The sequence below is a fragment of the Fictibacillus tiangongensis genome, from assembly GCF_048083785.1.
Taxonomy (GTDB): Bacteria; Bacillota; Bacilli; order Bacillales; family Fictibacillaceae; genus Fictibacillus.
This window is the reverse complement of record NZ_CP182294.1, coordinates 4,166,551-4,186,778: the sequence shown is the minus strand read 5'-3', so window position 1 is coordinate 4,186,778 and position 20,228 is coordinate 4,166,551. Positions and strand designations below refer to the sequence as shown.

General features: G+C 41.7%; 18 protein-coding genes and 4 tRNA genes. 21 read left to right on the top strand and 1 reads right to left on the bottom strand.

Translation table 11 applies throughout. From position 1 onward, the window contains the following. The first annotated feature begins 3 nt into the window (after positions 1-3). The 6 genes from ssb (at position 4) to dnaB (ending at position 6,264) form a co-directional block, all read left to right on the top strand. Positions 4-549 (top strand): single-stranded DNA-binding protein, encoded by a 546-nt coding sequence (gene ssb / locus ACNJYY_RS21895; RefSeq protein WP_066399530.1) that lies wholly within the window; start codon positions 4-6, stop codon positions 547-549. 57 nt (positions 550-606) lie between these two features. Continuing rightward, positions 607-840: a 30S ribosomal protein S18 gene (gene rpsR, locus ACNJYY_RS21890; RefSeq protein ID WP_066399523.1), complete on the top strand. Its 234-nt coding sequence runs from the start codon at positions 607-609 to the stop codon at positions 838-840. A 435-nt stretch (positions 841-1,275) separates the two neighbouring features. Further along, positions 1,276-2,220: a YybS family protein gene (locus ACNJYY_RS21885; protein WP_416730114.1), complete on the top strand. Its 945-nt coding sequence runs from the start codon at positions 1,276-1,278 to the stop codon at positions 2,218-2,220. Between the two features lie 11 nt (positions 2,221-2,231). Beyond that, the gene (locus ACNJYY_RS21880; protein ID WP_416730113.1) at positions 2,232-4,205 is read left to right on the top strand and encodes a DHH family phosphoesterase; all 1,974 of its coding nucleotides are present in this window, start codon (positions 2,232-2,234) and stop codon (positions 4,203-4,205) included. Further along, positions 4,202-4,645, top strand: a complete 444-nt coding sequence (rplI, locus tag ACNJYY_RS21875; RefSeq protein WP_197195446.1) for a 50S ribosomal protein L9 — start codon at positions 4,202-4,204, stop codon at positions 4,643-4,645. Before ACNJYY_RS21880 ends, rplI begins: the two co-directional genes overlap by 4 nt. A gap of 254 nt (positions 4,646-4,899) precedes the next feature. Continuing rightward, positions 4,900-6,264, top strand: a complete 1,365-nt coding sequence (dnaB, locus tag ACNJYY_RS21870; protein ID WP_416730112.1) for a replicative DNA helicase — start codon at positions 4,900-4,902, stop codon at positions 6,262-6,264. 16 nt (positions 6,265-6,280) lie between these two features. On the opposite strand, the gene ACNJYY_RS21865 is transcribed toward dnaB, so the two are convergent. Then, the gene (locus tag ACNJYY_RS21865; protein ID WP_416730111.1) at positions 6,281-6,685 is read right to left on the bottom strand and encodes a UPF0158 family protein; all 405 of its coding nucleotides are present in this window, start codon (positions 6,683-6,685) and stop codon (positions 6,281-6,283) included. A 221-nt stretch (positions 6,686-6,906) separates the two neighbouring features. Between ACNJYY_RS21865 and ACNJYY_RS21860 the strand changes: the two genes are divergently transcribed. The 15 genes from ACNJYY_RS21860 to rlmH all read left to right on the top strand — a co-directional run bounded on the left by ACNJYY_RS21860 (position 6,907) and on the right by rlmH (position 19,838). Beyond that, positions 6,907-8,193, top strand: coding sequence for an adenylosuccinate synthase (locus ACNJYY_RS21860; RefSeq protein ID WP_137791304.1), 1,287 nt, complete (start codon positions 6,907-6,909; stop codon positions 8,191-8,193). A 188-nt stretch (positions 8,194-8,381) separates the two neighbouring features. After that, positions 8,382-8,457, top strand: a tRNA-Lys gene (locus ACNJYY_RS21855). A 17-nt stretch (positions 8,458-8,474) separates the two neighbouring features. Further along, positions 8,475-8,549, top strand: a tRNA-Glu gene (locus ACNJYY_RS21850). A gap of 34 nt (positions 8,550-8,583) precedes the next feature. Beyond that, positions 8,584-8,659 (top strand) — tRNA-Asp (locus tag ACNJYY_RS21845). Between the two features lie 7 nt (positions 8,660-8,666). After that, a tRNA-Phe gene (locus ACNJYY_RS21840) sits at positions 8,667-8,742 on the top strand. Positions 8,743-9,188: 446 nt separating this feature from the next. After that, a complete protein-coding gene (locus tag ACNJYY_RS21835; protein WP_416730110.1) occupies positions 9,189-9,776 on the top strand; it encodes a glycerol-3-phosphate acyltransferase in 588 nt (195 codons plus the stop codon). Positions 9,777-9,979: 203 nt separating this feature from the next. Beyond that, positions 9,980-11,440, top strand: a complete 1,461-nt coding sequence (locus tag ACNJYY_RS21830; RefSeq protein WP_416730109.1) for a peptidoglycan DD-metalloendopeptidase family protein — start codon at positions 9,980-9,982, stop codon at positions 11,438-11,440. A gap of 349 nt (positions 11,441-11,789) precedes the next feature. Beyond that, positions 11,790-12,494 carry a response regulator YycF gene (gene yycF, locus ACNJYY_RS21825; RefSeq protein ID WP_066244253.1) on the top strand — a complete coding sequence of 235 codons (705 nt, stop codon included), beginning with the start codon at positions 11,790-11,792 and terminating at the stop codon, positions 12,492-12,494. Between the two features lie 5 nt (positions 12,495-12,499). Next, on the top strand, positions 12,500-14,332 hold the full coding sequence (gene walK / locus ACNJYY_RS21820) for a cell wall metabolism sensor histidine kinase WalK (RefSeq protein WP_416731932.1): 1,833 nt from the start codon (positions 12,500-12,502) through the stop codon (positions 14,330-14,332). Then, on the top strand, positions 14,329-15,735 hold the full coding sequence (locus tag ACNJYY_RS21815) for a YycH family regulatory protein (RefSeq protein WP_416730108.1): 1,407 nt from the start codon (positions 14,329-14,331) through the stop codon (positions 15,733-15,735). Before walK ends, ACNJYY_RS21815 begins: the two co-directional genes overlap by 4 nt. Next, positions 15,732-16,571: a two-component system regulatory protein YycI gene (locus ACNJYY_RS21810; protein WP_416730107.1), complete on the top strand. Its 840-nt coding sequence runs from the start codon at positions 15,732-15,734 to the stop codon at positions 16,569-16,571. The genes ACNJYY_RS21815 and ACNJYY_RS21810 overlap by 4 nt, the downstream gene beginning before the upstream one ends. A gap of 16 nt (positions 16,572-16,587) precedes the next feature. After that, positions 16,588-17,385, top strand: a complete 798-nt coding sequence (locus tag ACNJYY_RS21805) for an MBL fold metallo-hydrolase (protein WP_144696598.1) — start codon at positions 16,588-16,590, stop codon at positions 17,383-17,385. Between the two features lie 156 nt (positions 17,386-17,541). Beyond that, positions 17,542-18,750: a S1C family serine protease gene (locus ACNJYY_RS21800; RefSeq protein ID WP_416730106.1), complete on the top strand. Its 1,209-nt coding sequence runs from the start codon at positions 17,542-17,544 to the stop codon at positions 18,748-18,750. A 363-nt stretch (positions 18,751-19,113) separates the two neighbouring features. Then, positions 19,114-19,278 (top strand): CxxH/CxxC protein, encoded by a 165-nt coding sequence (locus ACNJYY_RS21795; RefSeq protein ID WP_416730105.1) that lies wholly within the window; start codon positions 19,114-19,116, stop codon positions 19,276-19,278. A gap of 80 nt (positions 19,279-19,358) precedes the next feature. Continuing rightward, a complete protein-coding gene (gene rlmH, locus ACNJYY_RS21790) occupies positions 19,359-19,838 on the top strand; it encodes a 23S rRNA (pseudouridine(1915)-N(3))-methyltransferase RlmH (RefSeq protein WP_197190387.1) in 480 nt (159 codons plus the stop codon). Positions 19,839-20,228: the final 390 nt, after the last annotated feature.

Genomic DNA, 20,228 nt, shown 5'->3' with positions numbered 1-20,228 from the left:
TGAATGCTAAATCGAGTAGTACTGGTGGGACGTTTAACAAAAGACCCAGAATTAAAGTACACTCCAAACGGTGTGGCTGTTGCTAACTTCACACTTGCTGTAAATCGACCTTTTTCGAATCAGCAAGGTGAGCGCGAAGCAGATTTTATTAACTGTGTCGTATGGCGTAAGCCCGCTGAAAATGTAGCGAACTTCTTGAAAAAGGGATCGCTTGCAGGAGTGGATGGACGTTTGCAAACTCGTTCTTACGAGAACCAGCAGGGTCAAAGAGTGTATGTTACTGAAGTAATGGCAGAAAGTGTTCAATTCCTTGAACCTAAAAACGCTAATGCTGGAGGCCAGCAATATCAAGGCAACAGCAACAACTTTGGTGGACCATCAAATGACCGCGGATTTGGGCAGCAAAATCAGAACCGCAGCTATGGAAGTGACAACGGCTTTGGAGGACAGCAACAACAGCAGAATCCAAAACGTAATAACTTCAACGATGACCCGTTTGCAAATGATGGCACGCCGATCGACATCTCTGATGACGATTTGCCATTTTAAACTAACGTAAACTATGAATCGGAATATATAAAATAAAACTAAAGGAGGGGACCAACTATGGCTGGACGTCGTGGTGGACGCCAAAAGCGTCGTAAGGTTTGTTTCTTCACTGTAAACAAAATCACTTACATCGACTACAAGGACACTGATCTTCTTAAGCGTTTCGTTTCTGAGCGCGGTAAGATTCTTCCTCGTCGTGTAACTGGTACATCTGCTAAATATCAACGTCAATTGACTCGTGCGATCAAACGCTCTCGTCACATGGCATTGTTACCATATGTATCTGAATAAGAACGTTTAAAGAGCGCAGCTGGGTTTTCCTGGCTGCGTTTTTTCTGTTCCAAGATAATAGTAGGCATCAACTTTTGTCGAGGATTGTAGACTCGCGGATAAAAGGGTAAAACTCGTGGATAAACAGCTAAAACTTTAGGATTCAGGCATGAAATTTGTGGATTGGAGCACAAAACTTTTGGATTCCTCCTCTTTACGCATGAAAAACGGCTGTGATATGGCTGATTCAGCCTCTATTGAACCGCCATGATAACGTCCCGGACCAACCGAACAGAATTTCACACAATATCACCTAATTCTGACCTCACTCAAGCAAACCTTCCATAATTTGTTTACTTCGCTTCAAGTACGTCTATGCTAGAATTATCGTTTAAGTTGAATTAAGGCGGTTATGTCACTACAATTAGAACATATGAAGAAATTATGAGGTGAATCATGCGCAATACTAGAGTATTGGTGGAAGGTGCCGTGGTCTCGGGCATTTATACGCTTCTTTTTTTAATCAGTATGTACATACCGTTATTTAGCTTGGTCTCGTTATTTATTTTGCCGCTTCCGTTTATCATTTACTTGTACCGGCAAGATCTTAAAGCGGGATTACTTCTATGGGCGGTCACGTTTGGCGTTTCATTGGCGTTTGCGGGGCTTAACGGTATCATTGTTACCCTCTTTGCTGGTTTGACAGGAATTGTGATGGGGGAACTTTATAGAAGAAAAAAACCAGCGTTTGCGGTTCTTCTTGGTGCAAGTTTGTCCAACATCGTGAACATGTTAGGAACGCTTGCTGTCGCTCAGGTATTCATGGGTATTAATTTTGTAAAAGAATTAGAGTCTCAGTTTCAAAGTGCGATAGGTACAGCAGAGGACTTTTATAAATCAGGTGGACAAGATCCTGCCCAGATTGAAAAATTTAAAGAGCAGGCGGAATTGATCCCGATGATGCTTCCAACATACATTATTGGGGGAGCTGTTATCCTTGCCTTCTTAACGCATATCGCCGCAAGAATGCTGATGAAAAGAATGCGTTATGATGTGCCATCGTTCCCTCCATTTCGTGAGTGGAACCTGCCGAAATCGTTTTTGTGGTATTATATTATAGCGATTGTTTTAACATTTAGTATGCCTGAAAAGGGTACGTCTTTATATATTGTAACGATAAATTTGTATATGATATTATCGTTTGTACTTATATTACAAGGTTTCACAGTTATTTTTTATTATGCCTGGATAAAGAATTGGAAGAGAAAAAGAATCATATTGTTGATTATACTCTTATTTTTGCTGAACTCTTTCCTGCCGATTCCTCTGGAAGTCGTTAAATTCTTAGGTATAATTGATTTAGGATTTATGATCAAAAAACGGTTGAAACCAAAACAGTAGGAGCTGAAAGTATGCCTAAGTTTTTACTAAAACGGTGGCATGGTTATCCCGTCATCGCCTTATTTGTAACTTCTGTTGTTCTGGTAAGCATCATCACGTATTTTCATTGGATGATCGGAATGGCAGGCTTCGTGCTGCTCGGTGGTTTGTTTTATTATGCCATGAAAGCCGAAGCTAGTTTTCAGGAGGAGCTTGGCGATTATATTTCGACGCTTTCTCACCGCTTGAAGAAGGTGGGAGAAGAAGCGCTGATGGAAATGCCGATCGGGATTATTTTGTATGATGAGGATTTTAAGATCGAATGGGCAAATCCTTACATGGGAGCCCTCATTGAAGAAGAATCCTTTATCGGCCATTCTCTAAACCATGTTTCAGAAGAACTGATTCCTCATATCAAGAGTGATGCGAAGGAAGAAGTTATTAAGATTAACACACATAGATTTCAAGTAAACTTTAAGAAAGAAGATAGACTGCTTTACTTTTTTGATGTAACCGAGCAGTTAGATCTTGAACGTTTGTATGATGAAGAACAAACGGTCATGGCGATTATCTATCTCGATAACTATGAAGAAGTAACGCAAGGACTAGATGACCAGTTTCGATCAACGATCAACTCAAAAGTGACGTCTGTGTTGAATGAATGGGCGAACGTACATGGCATCTTCCTTAAACGAACGTCTTCTGAGCGATTTTTAGCTGTATTCAACCAACGCATTCTCTATGAGTTGGAAAAGAATAAATTCAGCGTACTTGATGAGGTGAGAGAGTCTACAGCTAAGCAGAATATCTCTCTTACGCTCAGTATCGGGGTAGCAGCTGGAACATCTTCACTTCCTGAGCTCGGACAGCTATCTCAATCAAGTCTAGATCTTGCTCTTGGACGCGGAGGCGACCAGGTTGCGATCAAACAAACGAACGGTAAAGTACGTTTCTATGGAGGAAAGACAAATCCTGTTGAGAAACGAACCCGCGTACGTGCACGCGTCATTTCTCATGCCTTGAGTGAATTGGTAGCAGATAGCGACAAGGTCATCATCATGGGGCATAAGAATCCTGATATGGACTCTATCGGTTCTGCGATCGGGATCCTAAAGGTCGCACAGGTGAATGGAAAAGATGGATATATCGTACTCGATCAAGCGAATATCGACATTGGCGTTCAGCGCCTGATGGATGAGCTGAAAGAAACAGAATCGATTTGGAAGTTCTTCATCTCGCCTGAAGAAGCGTTAGAGCTTGCATCGCGTGACACGCTTCTAGTCATAGTGGATACACATAAACCGACAATGGTTATTGAAGAGAAGCTGTTATCTAAGCTCGATCATGTTGTGGTCATCGATCACCATCGCCGTGGCGAAGATTTCATTAAAGATCCGGTGCTTGTGTACATGGAGCCGTATGCTTCATCTACAGCAGAGCTCGTGACCGAACTTCTCGAATACCAGCCGAAGAGACTGAAGATGCGTATGCTTGAAGCAACGGCCCTTCTTGCGGGTATTATCGTTGATACGAAGAGTTTTACCCTTAGAACAGGTTCTCGTACGTTTGATGCTGCATCTTATTTAAGGGCGCATGGTGCAGACACGATCCTTGTTCAAAAGTTCTTAAAAGAAGATTTAAACACGTATACAAGACGTTCCAAGCTCATTGAGAGTTCGGAAGTCTATAAAAAAGGCATCGTTATTGCCAAGAGCTCTCCTGAGGATGCATACAATCAAGTTGTGATCGCTCAGGCAGCAGATATACTATTAACGATGAACGGCATTCAAGCATCCTTCGTTATTGCAAACCGCATTGACGGGAAAGTAAGCATCAGTGCCCGTTCGCTTGGGGACATCAACGTGCAGATGATCATGGAGAGACTGGAAGGCGGAGGACATCTTACAAACGCTGCCTGCCAGATTGAGAACAGCTCGATTGATGAAGCGGAAAAACACTTAAAGTTAATCATTGATGAGTATATTGAAGGGGGAGAAGAGGAATGAAAGTAATTTTTCTTCAAGATGTAAAAGGTAAAGGTAAAAAAGGCGAGGTTAAGAACGTTTCTGAAGGGTATGCACGCAACTTTTTATTTCCAAAAAACCTAGCTTCAGAAGCTACATCTGGCGCGATGGCGACACTTCAAGGTCAACAGAAGAGCGAAGAGAAGAAACAACAAGCTCAACTGGAAGAGGCTGAAGCTTTAAAAGCAAAATTGGCTGAGATGACGGTTACGATCAAAACGAAAACAGGTGAAGGCGGCCGCGTTTTCGGTTCTGTGACAAGCAAACAGATCGCTGATGGCTTGAAAGAGCAAGGGATTAAGATCGATAAGCGTAAGATCGAGCTTCCTGAGCCGATTAAAGCACTTGGGTATACGAATGTTTCGATCAAGGTTCATCAACAAGTTACGGCAACTGTAAAAGTACACGTAACAGAAGAATAAAAAAGCCGGGTTTTCCCGGTTTTTTTGCGGGGATAGAAAGCGTTGATCTCCGTTTCAGATGCTCGCTTTCCGGGGGGCGTGCGGTGAGCCTCTTAGCGCATTGCGCTGTTAAGAGTCTCACCTGTCCCGCTGATCCCCCAGGAGTCTCGCACCTTACACTTCGATCAACCTATACTTGGAGCCAAAAACCAAACTAATCTAAAAGCTCTTAAAACATATACAAACCATTACTAGTAAAGAAAGGAGGAACTAACATGAGTGATTTATTTGCTGACCGTATACCACCGCAGAATGTTGAAGCGGAGCAGGCTGTTCTTGGTGCGATCTTTTTAGAGCCCGAAGCTCTTATAACAGCATCTGAGATTCTGCTTCCGGAAGATTTTTACCGTGCCACTCACCAAAGAATCTATCGCGTGATGCTCGACCTTAACGCAAAAGGTGAGCCGGTCGATCTGATCACGGTTACGTCAGAGCTTCAGGATAAGAACCAGCTGGATGAAGTCGGTGGCTTATCCTTTTTAACAGAGTTGGCGGATAGTTCGCCGACGGCTGCGAACATCGAGTATTACAGCAAGATCGTTGAAGAGAAGTCTCTTCTTCGCCGTTTGATCCGTACAGCGACTGATATTACCGCGAACAGCTATGCGCGTGAGGAAGAAGTAGAAGCAATCCTGAACGAAGCGGAGAAATCGATCCTAGAAGTAGCGAACCGTAAGAACACGAGTGCTTTTACAGCGATTAAGGATGTTTTGGTTCACGCTTACGACAACATTGAAGCTCTTCATAACCGTAAAGGTGATATTACGGGGATACCTACGGGCTTTAACGACTTGGACCGAATGACGGCTGGGTTTCAGCGGAACGATCTGATCATCGTTGCCGCTCGTCCATCAGTTGGTAAAACCGCGTTTGCTCTGAATATCGCACAGAACGTTGCGACAAAGACAGATGAGAATGTAGCCATATTCAGTCTAGAGATGGGTGCTGAGCAGCTTGTCATGCGTATGCTTTGTGCAGAGGGTAATCTAGATGCACAGCGTCTTCGTACAGGGTCATTGTTACCCGAAGACTGGCAGAAGCTTACGATGGCTATGGGAAGCTTGTCAGCGGCAGGTATCTATATCGATGATACACCGGGTATTCGTATTAACGATATTCGTGCGAAATGCCGTCGTCTGAAGCAGGAGAAAGGCCTAGGAATGATTTTGATCGATTACCTGCAGCTTATTATGGGTAGCGGAAAATCAGGCGAAAACCGCCAGCAGGAGGTTTCTGAGATCTCTCGTTCCCTTAAAGCACTTGCTCGTGAGCTGGAAGTGCCGGTTATCGCCCTTTCACAGCTATCACGTGGTGTTGAATCTCGTCAGGACAAGCGTCCGATGATGTCAGATATCCGTGAATCAGGTTCCATCGAGCAGGATGCCGATATCGTTGCTTTCTTATATCGTGACGATTATTATGATAAAGAATCAGAAGCGAAGAACATCATCGAGATCATTATCGCTAAGCAGCGTAACGGTCCAACAGGAACGGTAGAGCTTGCTTTCGTAAAAGAATATAACAAGTTCGTTAACCTGGACAGGCGGCACGATGAGAGTGCTATACCGCCAGGCGCATAAAAAAAGCAGCTGGGAATTATTCCGGCTGCTTTTGTATTTCTTTGATTTTATTTTCTGTTAACCACATCTTTATTCTGTTTTTAACTTTATCTTTTTGAAACGTCTGCCATTTTTCATGCAGGCTCAGTTCACTTACTTTTTCGGTAAAACGTTTAAAAGGCTCATCCTCATTTAACGCGTGCAGCAGTTCGTTGTTTTGATGAAAGCTCTCAAACTCAACCATCCAGCTGAAGGATTCAACGTTCATCACTTTTGGAATCTCAAGAAATCGCTCTGGTTCTTCAGCATCTAGAAATTCTAGGTTGGGAAGACCGCCTGGCTCGATCGCATCAAGCAATATCGTTTGTTCATTTTTATCTAAATAATAGATGTGGTTTGCTTTTGTATCCATGTAAGCCACCATTAATTTATCGATAAGCAAAGAATCGTACCTCCTAAAAAAGGTGAATACTACAGGATACGATAAGGTTTTCGATCTTCTGGCTATAGAAATGTAAAATTATTACGAACGAAAATATTGTTTTTTCTTTTAATGTTCGTGTTTTTGATTGACTTCTATCAGATATATTGCTAAACTAAGCATGGTTTTCAAGATTAGATGATAAATTCGTCAATCGTTAATTTCATGGAGGTGCAACAACCATGTCATCAGTAGTAGTAGTAGGAACACAATGGGGAGATGAAGGAAAAGGTAAGATTACCGATTATCTCTCAGAAAAAGCAGAAGTAGTAGCTCGATACCAAGGCGGTAACAACGCTGGTCATACAATTGTATTTGAAGGAAAGAAGTATAAGCTTCACCTTATTCCATCTGGAATCTTTTATAAAGATAAAATTTGCGTGATCGGAAACGGAATGGTTGTCGATCCGAAAGCAGTTCTTGAAGAACTTGCTTACCTTCACAGCCACGGAGTAAGTACGGACAACCTTCGTATCTCTAACCGTGCGCACGTGATTCTTCCTTATCACCTTCGTCAAGATATCTTAGAGGAAGAGAGCAAGGGTGCTAACAAAATCGGTACAACGAAAAAAGGAATCGGTCCTGCATACATGGATAAAGCAGCTCGTATCGGAATCCGTATCGCTGACCTTTTAGATCGTGAAGAATTTGAAGAGAAACTTGAACGCAACTTAGCGGAAAAGAATCGTTTATTCGAACGCATCTACGAATCAGAAGGATTCACAAAAGAAGAGATCTTAGATGAGTACTATGAATACGGTCAACAAATTAAAAAATATGTAGTCGATACATCAGTTGTTCTGAACGATGCGTTAGACGATGGCCGTCGCGTTCTTTTTGAAGGCGCACAAGGTGTAATGCTTGATATCGACCAAGGAACATATCCATTCGTTACGTCATCAAACCCTATCGCAGGTGGAGTAACGATCGGTTCTGGTGTTGGTCCGTCAAAGATCAACCATGTTGTTGGTGTTTCAAAAGCTTATACAACACGTGTTGGTGATGGTCCTTTCCCAACTGAGCTTCATGATGAGATCGGTAATCAAATTCGTGAAGTTGGCCGTGAGTACGGTACAACGACAGGACGTCCGCGCCGTGTAGGTTGGTTTGACGCAGTTGTTGTGCGTCATGCTCGCCGTGTTTCAGGTATCACGGATCTGTCTTTGAACTCAATCGACGTTCTAACAGGTATTGAAACGTTGAAGATCTGTGTAGCCTACAAATACAAAGGTGAACTAACGTATGAATTCCCAGCTAGCCTTAAAGAGCTTGCTCAATGTGAGCCTGTATTCGAAGAAATGCCGGGCTGGACCGAAGATATTACAGGTGTGAAGGATCTTGGAGAACTTCCAGAGAACGCGCGTCATTATGTAGAGCGTATCTCGCAAGTTACTGGTATTCCACTTTCTATCTTCTCAGTTGGACCAGACCGAGCACAAACAAACATGGTACGTGGCGTATTCGCATAAATAATTTTGTGGCCCCTTGTTGAAACGAGGGGCTATATTTTTGATGAATGAGTAATGCTTTCGTGAGTATTTTTAAGCATTTGAAAGTTTTTTTGAAAAATATATAGAAAACATATTGTCAAAGCTTCAATATCGTGATAAAGTAACACTTGTCGTGAAAAAACGACAAACGTTTTAAAACAAAGCACGAGCCATTAGCTCAGTTGGTAGAGCATCTGACTTTTAATCAGAGGGTCGAAGGTTCGAGTCCTTCATGGCTCACCACTTTTTTTAAAAAAAGTGGCCCGTTGGTCAAGCGGTTAAGACACCGCCCTTTCACGGCGGTAACACGGGTTCGAATCCCGTACGGGTCACCATTTTTTCTAAGTAAATAGGTAAAAACATTTAAGTGGACTCGTGGTGTAGTGGTTAACATGCCTGCCTGTCACGCAGGAGATCGCCGGTTCGACCCCGGTCGGGTCCGCCACTTTTATGGCTCGATAGCTCAGATGGTAGAGCAGAGGACTGAAAATCCTCGTGTCGGCGGTTCGATTCCGTCTCGAGCCACCATTTTACTTTAAATCCTAAAACATGTTGCATGTTCCTTGAAAAGGGAGCATGCTTTTTTTTGTAATTTTGTGGGCAGGCTTGGGTGAGGGGTATGGAGCGGAGTCGTGAATGTCGAGAATGATCGAATGGCCTTTATTTTATTTTTTAGACTTAATTGCTATCGATTTTGACTTAATTTTTTTCGTTTTAACTTAATTCCATCCAGATTAGGCTTAATTTACAGTTTCAGTACCCAGCTAGGTATATGGGCTGACCCCCTTCACACCGCAAAAACAACACGGATACACCTCCAAAAAAGCATACAAAGAGACATCCACTGCACAAATCAGCATCTACACACTCACGTTTCAAACATTTTCACACCAACCATAGACTTTTAATGCTGATAAAGAGGGATAAGTACTCAATCGTTCGAATATAGTGTATCAATTGGGATGAGGAAGGTAGTGATCATACAGATGGAATTTGAATGGGCGCTGTATTTGATCGCGAGTTACCTTGTTGGTTGCATCATGACAGGGTTTCTTGTAGCAAAGCTTATAAAAGGCGTTGATTTACGATTGTTAGGCAGCGGAAATATAGGAGCGCGGAATGCTGGCAGGGTATTAGGACCTTCAGGATTCGTACTGACGTTAGCTGGTGACATTCTAAAAGCGGCTGCGGTCGTTTGGGCAGGGATACAATTTCAATATCCACCATATATACAGCTTCTCGGTTTTTTAGCGGTGATTCTAGGGCATCTTTATCCGATCTTTCTTCGTTTTCATGGTGGAAAGGGAGTGGCTTCCTTTATCGGAGGTATGATTATTTTTCACCCTATATCTGCCGTTCTTGTAGCAGCTGCTTTTCTACTCTTTTATGGAATTAAAAGAAGTCTAACCGTAGCGGGGCTTTTTGCTTTTGCACTCACACCTTTCTTCTACTGGCTGTTTGAAAAGCAGTGGCTTGAGACATTGCTTCTGATTCCGATCAGCTTCCTTGTTGTGTATGTTCAAAAAGATGATATAAAAGAACGCATCAAATTAACGGAATAGGTGTTAAAAAAGGGTATAAATCGGTGAATTTATGCTCTTTTTTATGTCGTTTATTTACAGTTGCATTACAAAATCCCTGAAATTCTGACAAAGCGAAATTCCTTATGATAGGATACTAGAGGTGCTAAAGACATAAGAAGCAGTAGGTCTTTAGGCATATTTTAGAGATATCTAGAGAGAATCTTTAGGGGGAAATAGAAAAAGTGAACAGTCGAAAAACCACTGAAAGATTTATTAAATATATCGCACTGCCGTTTGTTGCAGTGATTTTAATAGTGTCAGCATTCACGATGAATCCATCGAACACATCCGCGAGTAGCGACGATAACCAGTTGATCAAAACGGTGTATCACGTTTATGTAGATGGAAAGAAGGTTGGAACGGTCCGTGAAGAAAGTGTTGTCGATGAGACCGTCGACCAAATTCTTCAACAGGCAAAAGGTAGAGAGAATAACTTTGCTTTTGCTGTGAGAGAGTCTATCGAGCTTAAGCCTGAAAAGATGTTCAGACCAGAGTTCGATAACGAAGAAGTAAGAGAGAACTTGAAGGAGCAGCTTACGGTTGAAGTTGAGGCTTATCGTTTGGTCGTTGGCGGACAAACTGTTGCGTATGTCTCTAGCAAGAAAGAAGCGAAAGATACGTTGCTGAAGCTAAAGCTTGAGCATGTCTCAAAGGCAGAGTTAGATGCCATCGAAAAAAAGAAAGCAGAGAATGAAAAGCTTGAAGTACCGGACTTAAAACCAGGAGAACGAAAAGTGGTGGATATCGACTTTTCTTCGCCAGTTCTTATTCAAAAAGCGCAAACATCCATCAGTGAGCTCGTTACAGTAGATGATGCCATTTCTTCTTTAAAAGAAGGCAGTCTGCACCAAAAAGAGCATATAGTTAAAAAGGGAGAAACGGTTCAGTCGATCCTAGAAAGATATTACTTAACGATGGATCAGTTCTTTACGCTAAACCCAAGGCTTATGCTAGTCCCCGTTGTTCGTACGGGACAGGCAGTAACTGTTACAGAGAAAAAGCCTTTTACTGAAGTACTCATATACGAGGCAACGCGTGTTCAGAATGAACTTCCTTTCCAGGTCGAGAAACAAGAAGACAGTACGCTGGAAAAAGGACAGATTAAAACGGTTCAAAAAGGCCAGTCTGGGTTAGAAGATATTACGTATACAACAAGAAAAGCCGATAACACGGTGCTACAAAAAGAGATTTTAGAGAAGAAGCGAGTGAAAGAACCGGTTAATGAAATTCAAAAGATTGGTACGAAAGTGATTCCTTCCAAAGGGACAGGCACTCTTTCTTGGCCGGCTGTAGGTGGATATATTTCTAGCCATAAAGGCACGCGTTGGGGTAAAGAGCACAAAGGTATGGATATTGCTCGACCTTCAGAACGCTCAATCCTAGCTGCTGACAATGGTAGAGTTGTTTCTGCCGGATGGGATGGAGATTATGGGAACAAGATTATCATTGATCACAATAACGGTATGAGAACCATTTATGCGCATCTTGATTCGATGTCTGTATCAGCAGGTGATGTGGTGCAGAAGGGGTCTAAGATTGGTGTGATGGGTTCAACGGGTCAATCTACTGGTGTGCATTTGCATTTTGAAGTGTATGAGAACGGTGTGCTTAAGGATCCAGCTGATTTTGTAAGTGAAAATTAAAGTAATGTGAAAGTAGGTTGATTTCCGTTTCAGATGCTCGCTTTCCAGGGGGCGTGCGGTGAGCCTCTTAGCGATCTGCGCTGTTAAGAGTCTCACCTGTCCCGCTGATCCCCTAGGAGTCTCGCATCTTACACTACAATGATGATAATAAACAAACCTCTTAGGAATAATTAATTCCTGGGAGGTTTTTCTTGCTGATACCAACTTTTCTTTGTCTAAAATTAGAAGGTTTTGCTAGTAGTATGGAGAAAGTTTCAACTGTGATAAAATAGTAGAGATACCATATAATCGATACTACAAAATATTCTGCTATATATAAAATAGAGTTTCCGAAAGAAGGAGCGTTCTCATGGATAAGAAAATTCTCGTTGTGGATGATGAAAAGCCCATTGCAGATATTCTGCAGTTTAATCTTGAAAAAGAAGGTTTTACTGTTAGCTGCGCGTATGATGGCATCAATGCGTTAGAAAAGGTAGAAAAAGAGAAGCCGGATATGATTTTACTAGATATCATGCTTCCTCTAAAAGACGGCATGGAAGTGTGTCGTGAGATCCGTAAAAAGTACGATATGCCGATCATCATGCTTACAGCAAAAGATTCTGAAATTGATAAAGTATTAGGCTTAGAGCTTGGTGCGGACGATTACGTAACGAAGCCGTTCAGCACGCGTGAATTAATCGCACGTGTTAAAGCTAACCTGCGCCGTCATCAGCAGGAATCTGAGCGTGAAGTAGACGAAAACAACGAGATCACGATCGGTTCACTTACGATTCATCCTGATGCGTATATCGTGACTAAACGTGGTGAAACGATTGAGTTAACACATCGTGAATTTGAACTGCTGCATTATTTAGCAAAACATATCGGACAAGTGATGACGCGTGAACACTTGCTTCAAACGGTATGGGGATATGACTATTTTGGTGATGTAAGAACGGTCGATGTAACGGTTCGTCGTCTGCGCGAAAAAGTGGAAGATAACCCAAGTCACCCATTATGGATCATTACAAGACGCGGAGTGGGGTATTACTTAAGAAATCCTGATCAGGAGTAGTCATGATGGATAAAGTCAATTTTTTTAAATCAATACACGTTAAGTTTGTATTGATTTATGTATTGCTCATTTTAATAGCCATGCAAGTGATCAGTGTTTATTTTATTAACAACTTAGAATCTGATCTTCGGCAGAGTTTCTCTAAATCACTATACGATAGAGTGAATTTATTAGAGTTTAACGTTGAGCAAAAGATGAAGGACAAAGATCGATACAAAGAAAAAAAAGCCGAAGATGGCGAATCTCCAATAACGCTTGAAGACGATATTCAAGCGTTAATTGACGAGGAGTTCGAAGAGAAAGAGATCCAGGTACTTAATGAAGATGGTATGGTGCTTGCGAGCAATAAACCACAGTTGGTGGGGCAGATCAGCTTCAATCCTAAGATCAAGCTTGCTCTAGAAGGAACGGTCGATGATGAGATCATGCTTCATGAGGGTGAGCGGGTGATGGTGCTCGCCAAACCAATCAAGATTGATGCTACTGGAGAGAACATTGGCGCCATCTATTTAGTAGCTTCTATTGAAGGTATCTTTAAACAGATTTCTCGAATCAATAGCATTCTAGTGACTGGAACCGTAATCGCACTTATAATTACCGGACTGCTAGGGGTCTTTTTGGCACGTACGATCACAAGGCCTATGGCAGATATGAGAAAGCAAGCTCTTGTAATGGCAAGAGGGGACTTTTCTCGAAAAGTTCAGCTGTATGGAGACGATGAGATCGGTCAGCTTGCTATGACCTTTAACAACTTAACAACAAAGCTGCAAGAAGCCACGGCCATTACAGAAAGTGAACGAAGAAAGCTGCGTTCCGTTCTTACGTATATGACAGATGGTGTGATTGCGACAGATCGTGACGGAGCGATCATCCTCATGAACGACCGGTCTGAAGAGATGCTGAACATCTCTAGACAGAACGCGCTAGGAACGCCTCTTATGGAGCTATTGCGCTTAAATACGGAATACACGTGGGAAGAGCTTTATAACGAATACGAATCCATGCTGCTTGATTTTAGTACGGACGATTTGCATTATGTGGTGCGAGCAAACTTCTCCACGATACAAAAAGATGACGGGCCAATCAATGGTCTTATTTGTGTTCTTCATGATGTTACTGAGCAAGAACAGATCGATAATGAACGACGTGAGTTTGTATTCAACGTTTCGCACGAATTAAGGACACCGCTGACGACGATGAGAAGTTATCTGGAGGCGCTGGCTGAAGGGGCGTGGCAAGATGAGAACATCGCTCCGCGTTTCTTAGAGGTTACTCAGAATGAGACTGAACGTATGATCAGGCTTGTAACCGATCTGCTTCAATTATCAAAAATGGACAGCAAAGATTACCGATTTAACTTTTTTGAGATTGATCTGGTCGAATTCTTGAACGGCATCATCGATCGTTTTGAGATGCTTGAAAAGGAAAATATTGAACTTTCTAGGTCCCTGCCTAAGCACAAGATCAACGTTCAACTGGATACCGATAAGATGACACAAGTGCTTGATAATATCATCTCGAACGCGATGAAATATTCTCCTGAAGGTGGAACGATCACCTTTAACGCTTCCGTGATCGGCCGCAAGGTGAAGGTAAGTATTTCAGATCAGGGTGTTGGAATTCCGAAGAATAACGTTTCTAAGATCTTTGATCGATTCTTTAGGGTAGACCGTGCCCGTTCTCGAGATATCGGGGGCACAGGCCTAGGTCTCGCGATCGCAAAAGAAATCGTACTTGCGCATGGCGGAGACATCTGGGCAGAAAGTGAGTGGGGCCAAGGAACGACCATCCACTTTACTCTTCCTTTAAAAAAGGTTAAGGAGGGGCTGCAGCAATGAACTGGTTAAAGTGGATTACACATGCAAAAGAAGTGATCACTTTTTTCAAGAAGAATTATGAACATATTAAATCGATCGCGCTTACTTTATTAATCGGTTTAAGCCTTGTTCTCACATGGAGTTTATGGACTTTCAAGCCAAGCTATCCATCTTTAGAAGGAGCTCGTATCGTTAAGAAACAGGAAGTAGATGTTGAAGCTGGCGTGAAGCAACTTGTTTACCCTACACAGGTGATCTACCATAGTGGGGATGAGATGTACGGACTTGAAGCAAGTAACTTAATGAAAGAATTTCATTTGGGCTTGAACGAAACGAAATTTACGTTTGATACAGGTTCCAGAAATAATCGAGCTTTTGATCCAGATGAAAAGTTTTTACGTGATAACAAGTATGTGGAGATTATTTTTCCAGCAGGCATGAGTCAGGATATCTATAAAGAAATCTTCTCGTTTGAATCTGAAATACAAGCCACGAAACCACAAAATGTAGACCGAATCTTTTTATATCAAGATAAGATGACAGATAGTATCGAAGGCTATCTTGTTTCTTATCAACAAAAGAAGATGCAAAAGATAAGGGCAACGAATAATCAGCTAAATCCTTTAATAAGAGATATGGATAAGTGGGTCGATACAGGCAACTTAATCCCTTATATCCAATATGATATTGAAGATGACGGAAAAGAAGGACAAGCAGAGATCTTAAGAAGATTTTATTTTCCTAAGGAATCTCTGTCCTTGATCCGTTATACGTACTTTTCAAAAGCAACAGGCGAAGATACGTATGAAATGTATAAAAAAGCGCTGTTTAAAGATCCGTTAGCGGTAAAAAGTGCTTCCGATAAAAATCAGATCACATATGCTGACGGCACAGCGGCAATGGTTGTGAACGAATTGCAAAATCGTTTCACGTTTACTAACTTTGCAGGAAATCGAAATCCAAATACAACACCTAATATTTCACCGCTCTATCAATCCTTAGACTACATCAATACGCACGCAGGATGGGGAAATCCGTATATTCTTTCCGGTCTATCAACGTATTCCGCAAATTTCTGGCTGTTTGTTGAGAATCTGCCTGTGTTGGATCAGGAGATGCAGATGAGCCTAGTGTGGTATGAAAACGAGCTTAAGGAATATCAGCGCTCACTTGTTCAGTTACAACTCGACCAACAGTCTTATCTTTCACAGAAGGTAAACATCCAATCAGGTTTAGATGTTATTAAAGAGCTTGAAGAAAAAGATTACAACCAGAACTATGTACAAGATGTTCGAATTGGATTCACGATGAAAAAGCAAAAAGAACCACATGTATATAAGTTAGAGCCACAATGGTTTATTAATTATGATGCTAAAGGATGGCAACCGTTATTTTCACAGACTGGAAAGGAAGGATTAAATTGAATTGGCAAAGAACAAAAAGCATTTTTATCCTTACCTTTCTTGTCTTAAATCTATTCTTGGGTTATCAGCTCTATCAAAAGAACGACATTAACAACATCTCGAGACTTACAGATCAGCCTTTAGAAGAGCGGTTAGCGAATAACGAAATCTCACTCTCGGAAAAGCTGCCGAAATATAAAGAAAAACAAACCTTAATCAGTGCCCAGCGTTACAAGTTTTCAGAAGAAGAAAAGAAATCTCCTGAAAAAAATGTATCGCTGGATAAGGAAGTGAGCACTGACATCACCCTTCACTATGATCTTAGTAAACCGATGGATCTTCCGAAGAAGGACACGAAAGATTTGATCTCAGAGCTTAATCAATTTGCAGAAGATAACATAACCCGCGGTAAAGAATACGCATTTTATGAATGGGATAAAAAGAGCAATATCATCTGGTTTACGCAAGTTTATCAAGAGAAAAAGGTCTTCTATAATCCTACTAATTTTGGCATTGTTTCTGACGGAAAAGATTTTGATGTGCCGAACGGTATGATTAAGTTCAAGCTTGATGACAAAGGAAATCTTACTAGTTTTACGCAGACCTATCTCTTTATTACGAGACAAGGAGCTTTTCAACAGATCATCTCACCTAGTAAGGCGCTTGAGAAACTACTAGAAACGAACCTTCAAAAAGGTGATCATATACAAAAAGTAGAGCTTGGCCACTATAGCCTTGTAGGTGAAGGGGAAGTTCAGGTTTATACACCTACATGGTTCATAGAAACCAAGGACGGACAGTATTTAGTTAATGCGACTGACAGTTCCATTCAAGTTTTGACGGAAAAGGCAGAGTAGAGAGGAACATGCGGTTATGAGTTTAAAATTTAGCGTTCTTGCAAGCGGCAGTTCGGGAAACGCTGTTTACGTTGAAACCGAACAAACACGCTTGCTCGTGGATGCAGGCTTAAGTGCCAAACAGATTCAGATTTTATTTGAAAAAGCAGCATGTGGTGAGGTGGCGGACATTGACGGCATCCTCGTCACGCATGAACATAGCGATCACATTAAAGGACTCGGTGTGCTGGCTCGGAAATTTAAGCTGCCGATCTATGCGAACAAAAACACGTGGAATGCTATGAACGGTTTGATTGGTGAAGTGGCGACCGAGCAAAAGTTTGAGTTTGAGATGGAAAGTGTGAAGACGTTCAACGATTTAGAAGTTGAATCTTTTGGTGTGTCTCATGATGCGGCGGAACCGATGTTCTACGTGTTCCATCACAACGGCCGCAAGCTTGCGCTCATGACAGATACAGGCTATGTGAGCGATCGTATGAAAGGTATCATCCGTGACAGCCACTCGCTCGTGATCGAATCGAACCATGACATCAATATGCTCATGATGGGGCGTTATCCATGGAACATTAAACGTCGTATTCTAGGGGACCATGGTCATATTTCGAACGAAGATTGTGGACATGCTCTCGCTGATGTAATCGGTGACGGCACAAAACACATCTATCTTGCTCACTTGAGTAGAGACAACAACATGAAGGATATTGCTCGCTTAGCGGTTGAGCAGACGTTGAAGACGTATGATATTTCAGCTGGTGAACAAGTGATTCTGCATGATACAGACGCGAGTCAGCCAACAAAATTAGCTTTAGTCTAAAATACTTACTTGTTTAAAGTAAGCCGTTTCCGGAAATAACAATAAGTGTGGGAAATTATGAAAAATAACCCAAAATGTCCATAATTTCAGGACTAATTGCTTATACTAGGTTATGAATTCATCCATTTAATTGTTGAAAGGAACGGTGAGGAGCATATGGGCTATTACGATGATGATTATGAATCACCATCTCGACAAAAAGGAAACCGCGGAGGAAAGTTTCTACCAGCTTTGCTAGGAGCTATTCTAGGCGGTTTGCTTGTCCTATTTACAGTACCTGCACTAGGAGGAGCTGGTCTTTTACCAGACAATCTGTATCCTCCGAATGAAGAACAAAATGGTTTAGGTACTGACGAAGATGTAGAACAGCGAAAAGTGGATGTCGATCTGACTACGAATGTAACAGATGCCGTTGATAAAGCATCTGGAGCGGTAGTGGAAGTCATCAACATTCAACAGACTGATTTTTGGAGCCAGCAGCCAGCTGGGACAGGATCAGGTGTTATTTATAAAAAAGAAGGCAACAAAGCGTATGTGGTTACAAACGACCACGTTGTTGCGGATGCGAACCAGATTGAGATCACGCTTAGCAACGGAACGAAGCTTAAAGGTACATTACGCGGAACAGATCCTCTGATGGACTTAGCTGTAGTTGAGATTGATGGCAGCAAGGTCGATAGTGTAGCGGAGTTTGGAGTGTCAGGTGACTTAAAACGTGGTGAACCTGCCATCGCAATCGGTAACCCACTCGGAAACTTCCCTGGATCAGTCACACAAGGTATCGTATCTAGTGCGGATCGTTCGATTCCCGTAGATTTGGATCAAGACGGAAATCCAGATTGGCAAGCTGAAGTTATTCAAACAGACGCAGCGATCAACCCTGGTAACAGCGGTGGAGCACTGATTAATATCGCAGGTCAGGTGATTGGTATTAACTCTTCTAAAATCGCACAGAACGAAGTAGAAGGAATCGGATTTGCTATTCCATCTGATGTGGCAAAACCGATCATCGAAGACCTTGAGAACTATGGTGAAACACGCAGACCGTTCTTGGGCGTTAACATCATTCCGCTTTCTCAAGTGAACACGTATCAGCGTGAACAAACATTGAAGATTCCAGACAGCGTACAAGAAGGTGTCGTTGTTATGGAAATCACTTCAGCTTCACCAGCAGCTCGTGCGGGTATTAAGGAAATGGACGTAATTGTCGAGATGGGTGGGGAGAAGATCAAAGACCCAATCGCTCTTCGTAAGTTCCTTTATACAAAGGCGAAGATTGGTGATGAGGTTGATGTGACGTACTATCGTGATGGGAAGAAGAATACCGTTAAAGTTGAATTGAGCGGTGGTAAGCAATCTCAATAAAAGTGGAAGCAGGGGGCTTTAGGGTCTCCTGTTTTTTCTTTTTGGTGAGGCTCTGGTGACTTTGAGAGTGAGTTGATTTCCGTTTCAGGTTGCTCGCTTTCCGCGGGGCAGGCGGTGAGCCACTTGCCGCTATGCGCCATTAAGTGTCTCACCTGACCGCTTGTCCTAGCCGAGAGTCTCGCACCTTACACTTCAATCAACTTGACGGTGAAGAAAGGAAATAAAAAGATCATCTCCCATTAAAGAAAGAATTAAAAAGTAATTCAACATGTGGACAACTTTATTTTAGCGGATTGTTTACACACAGCTGTATATTCGTTAGTGTAATAAGAAGGATTGTGGATAAGTTAGGAGTGAAAAGATTTGGTTATTATTTGCTGCAAAGACCATGCTGAGCTTGCGATTGACATCATTGTGGATGAGTTTGAAACACCACCTGTTGTTGAGTTACTAACAGAGAATGATGAGTTATCAACAGGTTGTGAATACTGCGAAAACAAAGGTGTATATAAAGTATCGAACATATGAACGCCTACAAGATATAGCACTAATTGTGCATATGTGGATAAGTTCTGGGGATAACTTATTTGAAAGGAAGTTTTCAACAAGTGAATATTTCAATCGTTTCCGTAGGGAAATTAAAAGAAAAATACTTAAAACTAGGTATTGATGAATACTTAAAGCGACTAGGACCTTATGCAAAAGTAGAAATCATCGAGGTTCCTGATGAAAAAGCACCTGAAACCTTAAGTGATCAAGAGATGATTATGGTTAAAAACGCTGAAGGTGAGAGAATTTTAGCAAAGATCGGCCAAGATGTGCATGTGATTGCAATGGCGATCGAAGGAAAGGCTGTCTCATCTGAAGATTTAGCTAAGAACTTAGATCAGCTTGCGACGTATGGCAAGAGCAAGGTTGCCTTCGTGATTGGAGGCTCTTTAGGCTTGAGTGATGCTGTTATGAAACGCGCTAATGAAAAGATTTCTTTTGGTAAGATTACTTATCCGCATCAGCTGATGAAACTCGTGCTTGTCGAGCAGATTTATCGAGCTTTTCGGATTAATCGTGGGGAACCGTATCACAAGTGATGGTAAACAATAAAGTAGAGTTGAGAATTGAAATAAGTAAACTTAACCAGTTGAGGAGTACAGAAAAGGGTAAAAATAGTTAATATCGCAATACCTTTTGAAAAAATAAAAACATATCATTACAAAATGGATAGGGGCAAGGAATAGCACCGCAAGGGAATAAAAATAAAATAGCCATCAGATGTAACTAAACATAATCTTCTTGTATTATGGTCATACCTTTTCTTTTTTGAACCCCAACCTTCGTATAAAATAAGGTTTTCATCTTGTAAAGCTTGCTTTATCCATGTAATTATTTTTGCTCTTTCTTTTGAGAATATGCTTGTATCTTTTACACGGCGCGAAGCATTTTTAAAAAATGCATGAAATATGTAAGGCATCTAACATTTT

What these genes read in the sequence shown, in the direction of transcription:
- ssb (WP_066399530.1), top strand. Translation starts at nt 4, where the DNA reads ATGCTAAATCGAGTAGTACTGGTGGGACGTTTAACAAAAGACCCAGAA.
- rpsR (WP_066399523.1), top strand. Translation starts at nt 607, where the DNA reads ATGGCTGGACGTCGTGGTGGACGCCAAAAGCGTCGTAAGGTTTGTTTC.
- ACNJYY_RS21885 (WP_416730114.1), top strand. Translation starts at nt 1,276, where the DNA reads ATGCGCAATACTAGAGTATTGGTGGAAGGTGCCGTGGTCTCGGGCATT.
- ACNJYY_RS21880 (WP_416730113.1), top strand. Translation starts at nt 2,232, where the DNA reads ATGCCTAAGTTTTTACTAAAACGGTGGCATGGTTATCCCGTCATCGCC.
- rplI (WP_197195446.1), top strand. Translation starts at nt 4,202, where the DNA reads ATGAAAGTAATTTTTCTTCAAGATGTAAAAGGTAAAGGTAAAAAAGGC.
- dnaB (WP_416730112.1), top strand. Translation starts at nt 4,900, where the DNA reads ATGAGTGATTTATTTGCTGACCGTATACCACCGCAGAATGTTGAAGCG.
- ACNJYY_RS21860 (WP_137791304.1), top strand. Translation starts at nt 6,907, where the DNA reads ATGTCATCAGTAGTAGTAGTAGGAACACAATGGGGAGATGAAGGAAAA.
- yycF (WP_066244253.1), top strand. Translation starts at nt 11,790, where the DNA reads ATGGATAAGAAAATTCTCGTTGTGGATGATGAAAAGCCCATTGCAGAT.
- walK (WP_416731932.1), top strand. Translation starts at nt 12,500, where the DNA reads ATGGATAAAGTCAATTTTTTTAAATCAATACACGTTAAGTTTGTATTG.
- ACNJYY_RS21815 (WP_416730108.1), top strand. Translation starts at nt 14,329, where the DNA reads ATGAACTGGTTAAAGTGGATTACACATGCAAAAGAAGTGATCACTTTT.
- ACNJYY_RS21805 (WP_144696598.1), top strand. Translation starts at nt 16,588, where the DNA reads ATGAGTTTAAAATTTAGCGTTCTTGCAAGCGGCAGTTCGGGAAACGCT.
- ACNJYY_RS21800 (WP_416730106.1), top strand. Translation starts at nt 17,542, where the DNA reads ATGGGCTATTACGATGATGATTATGAATCACCATCTCGACAAAAAGGA.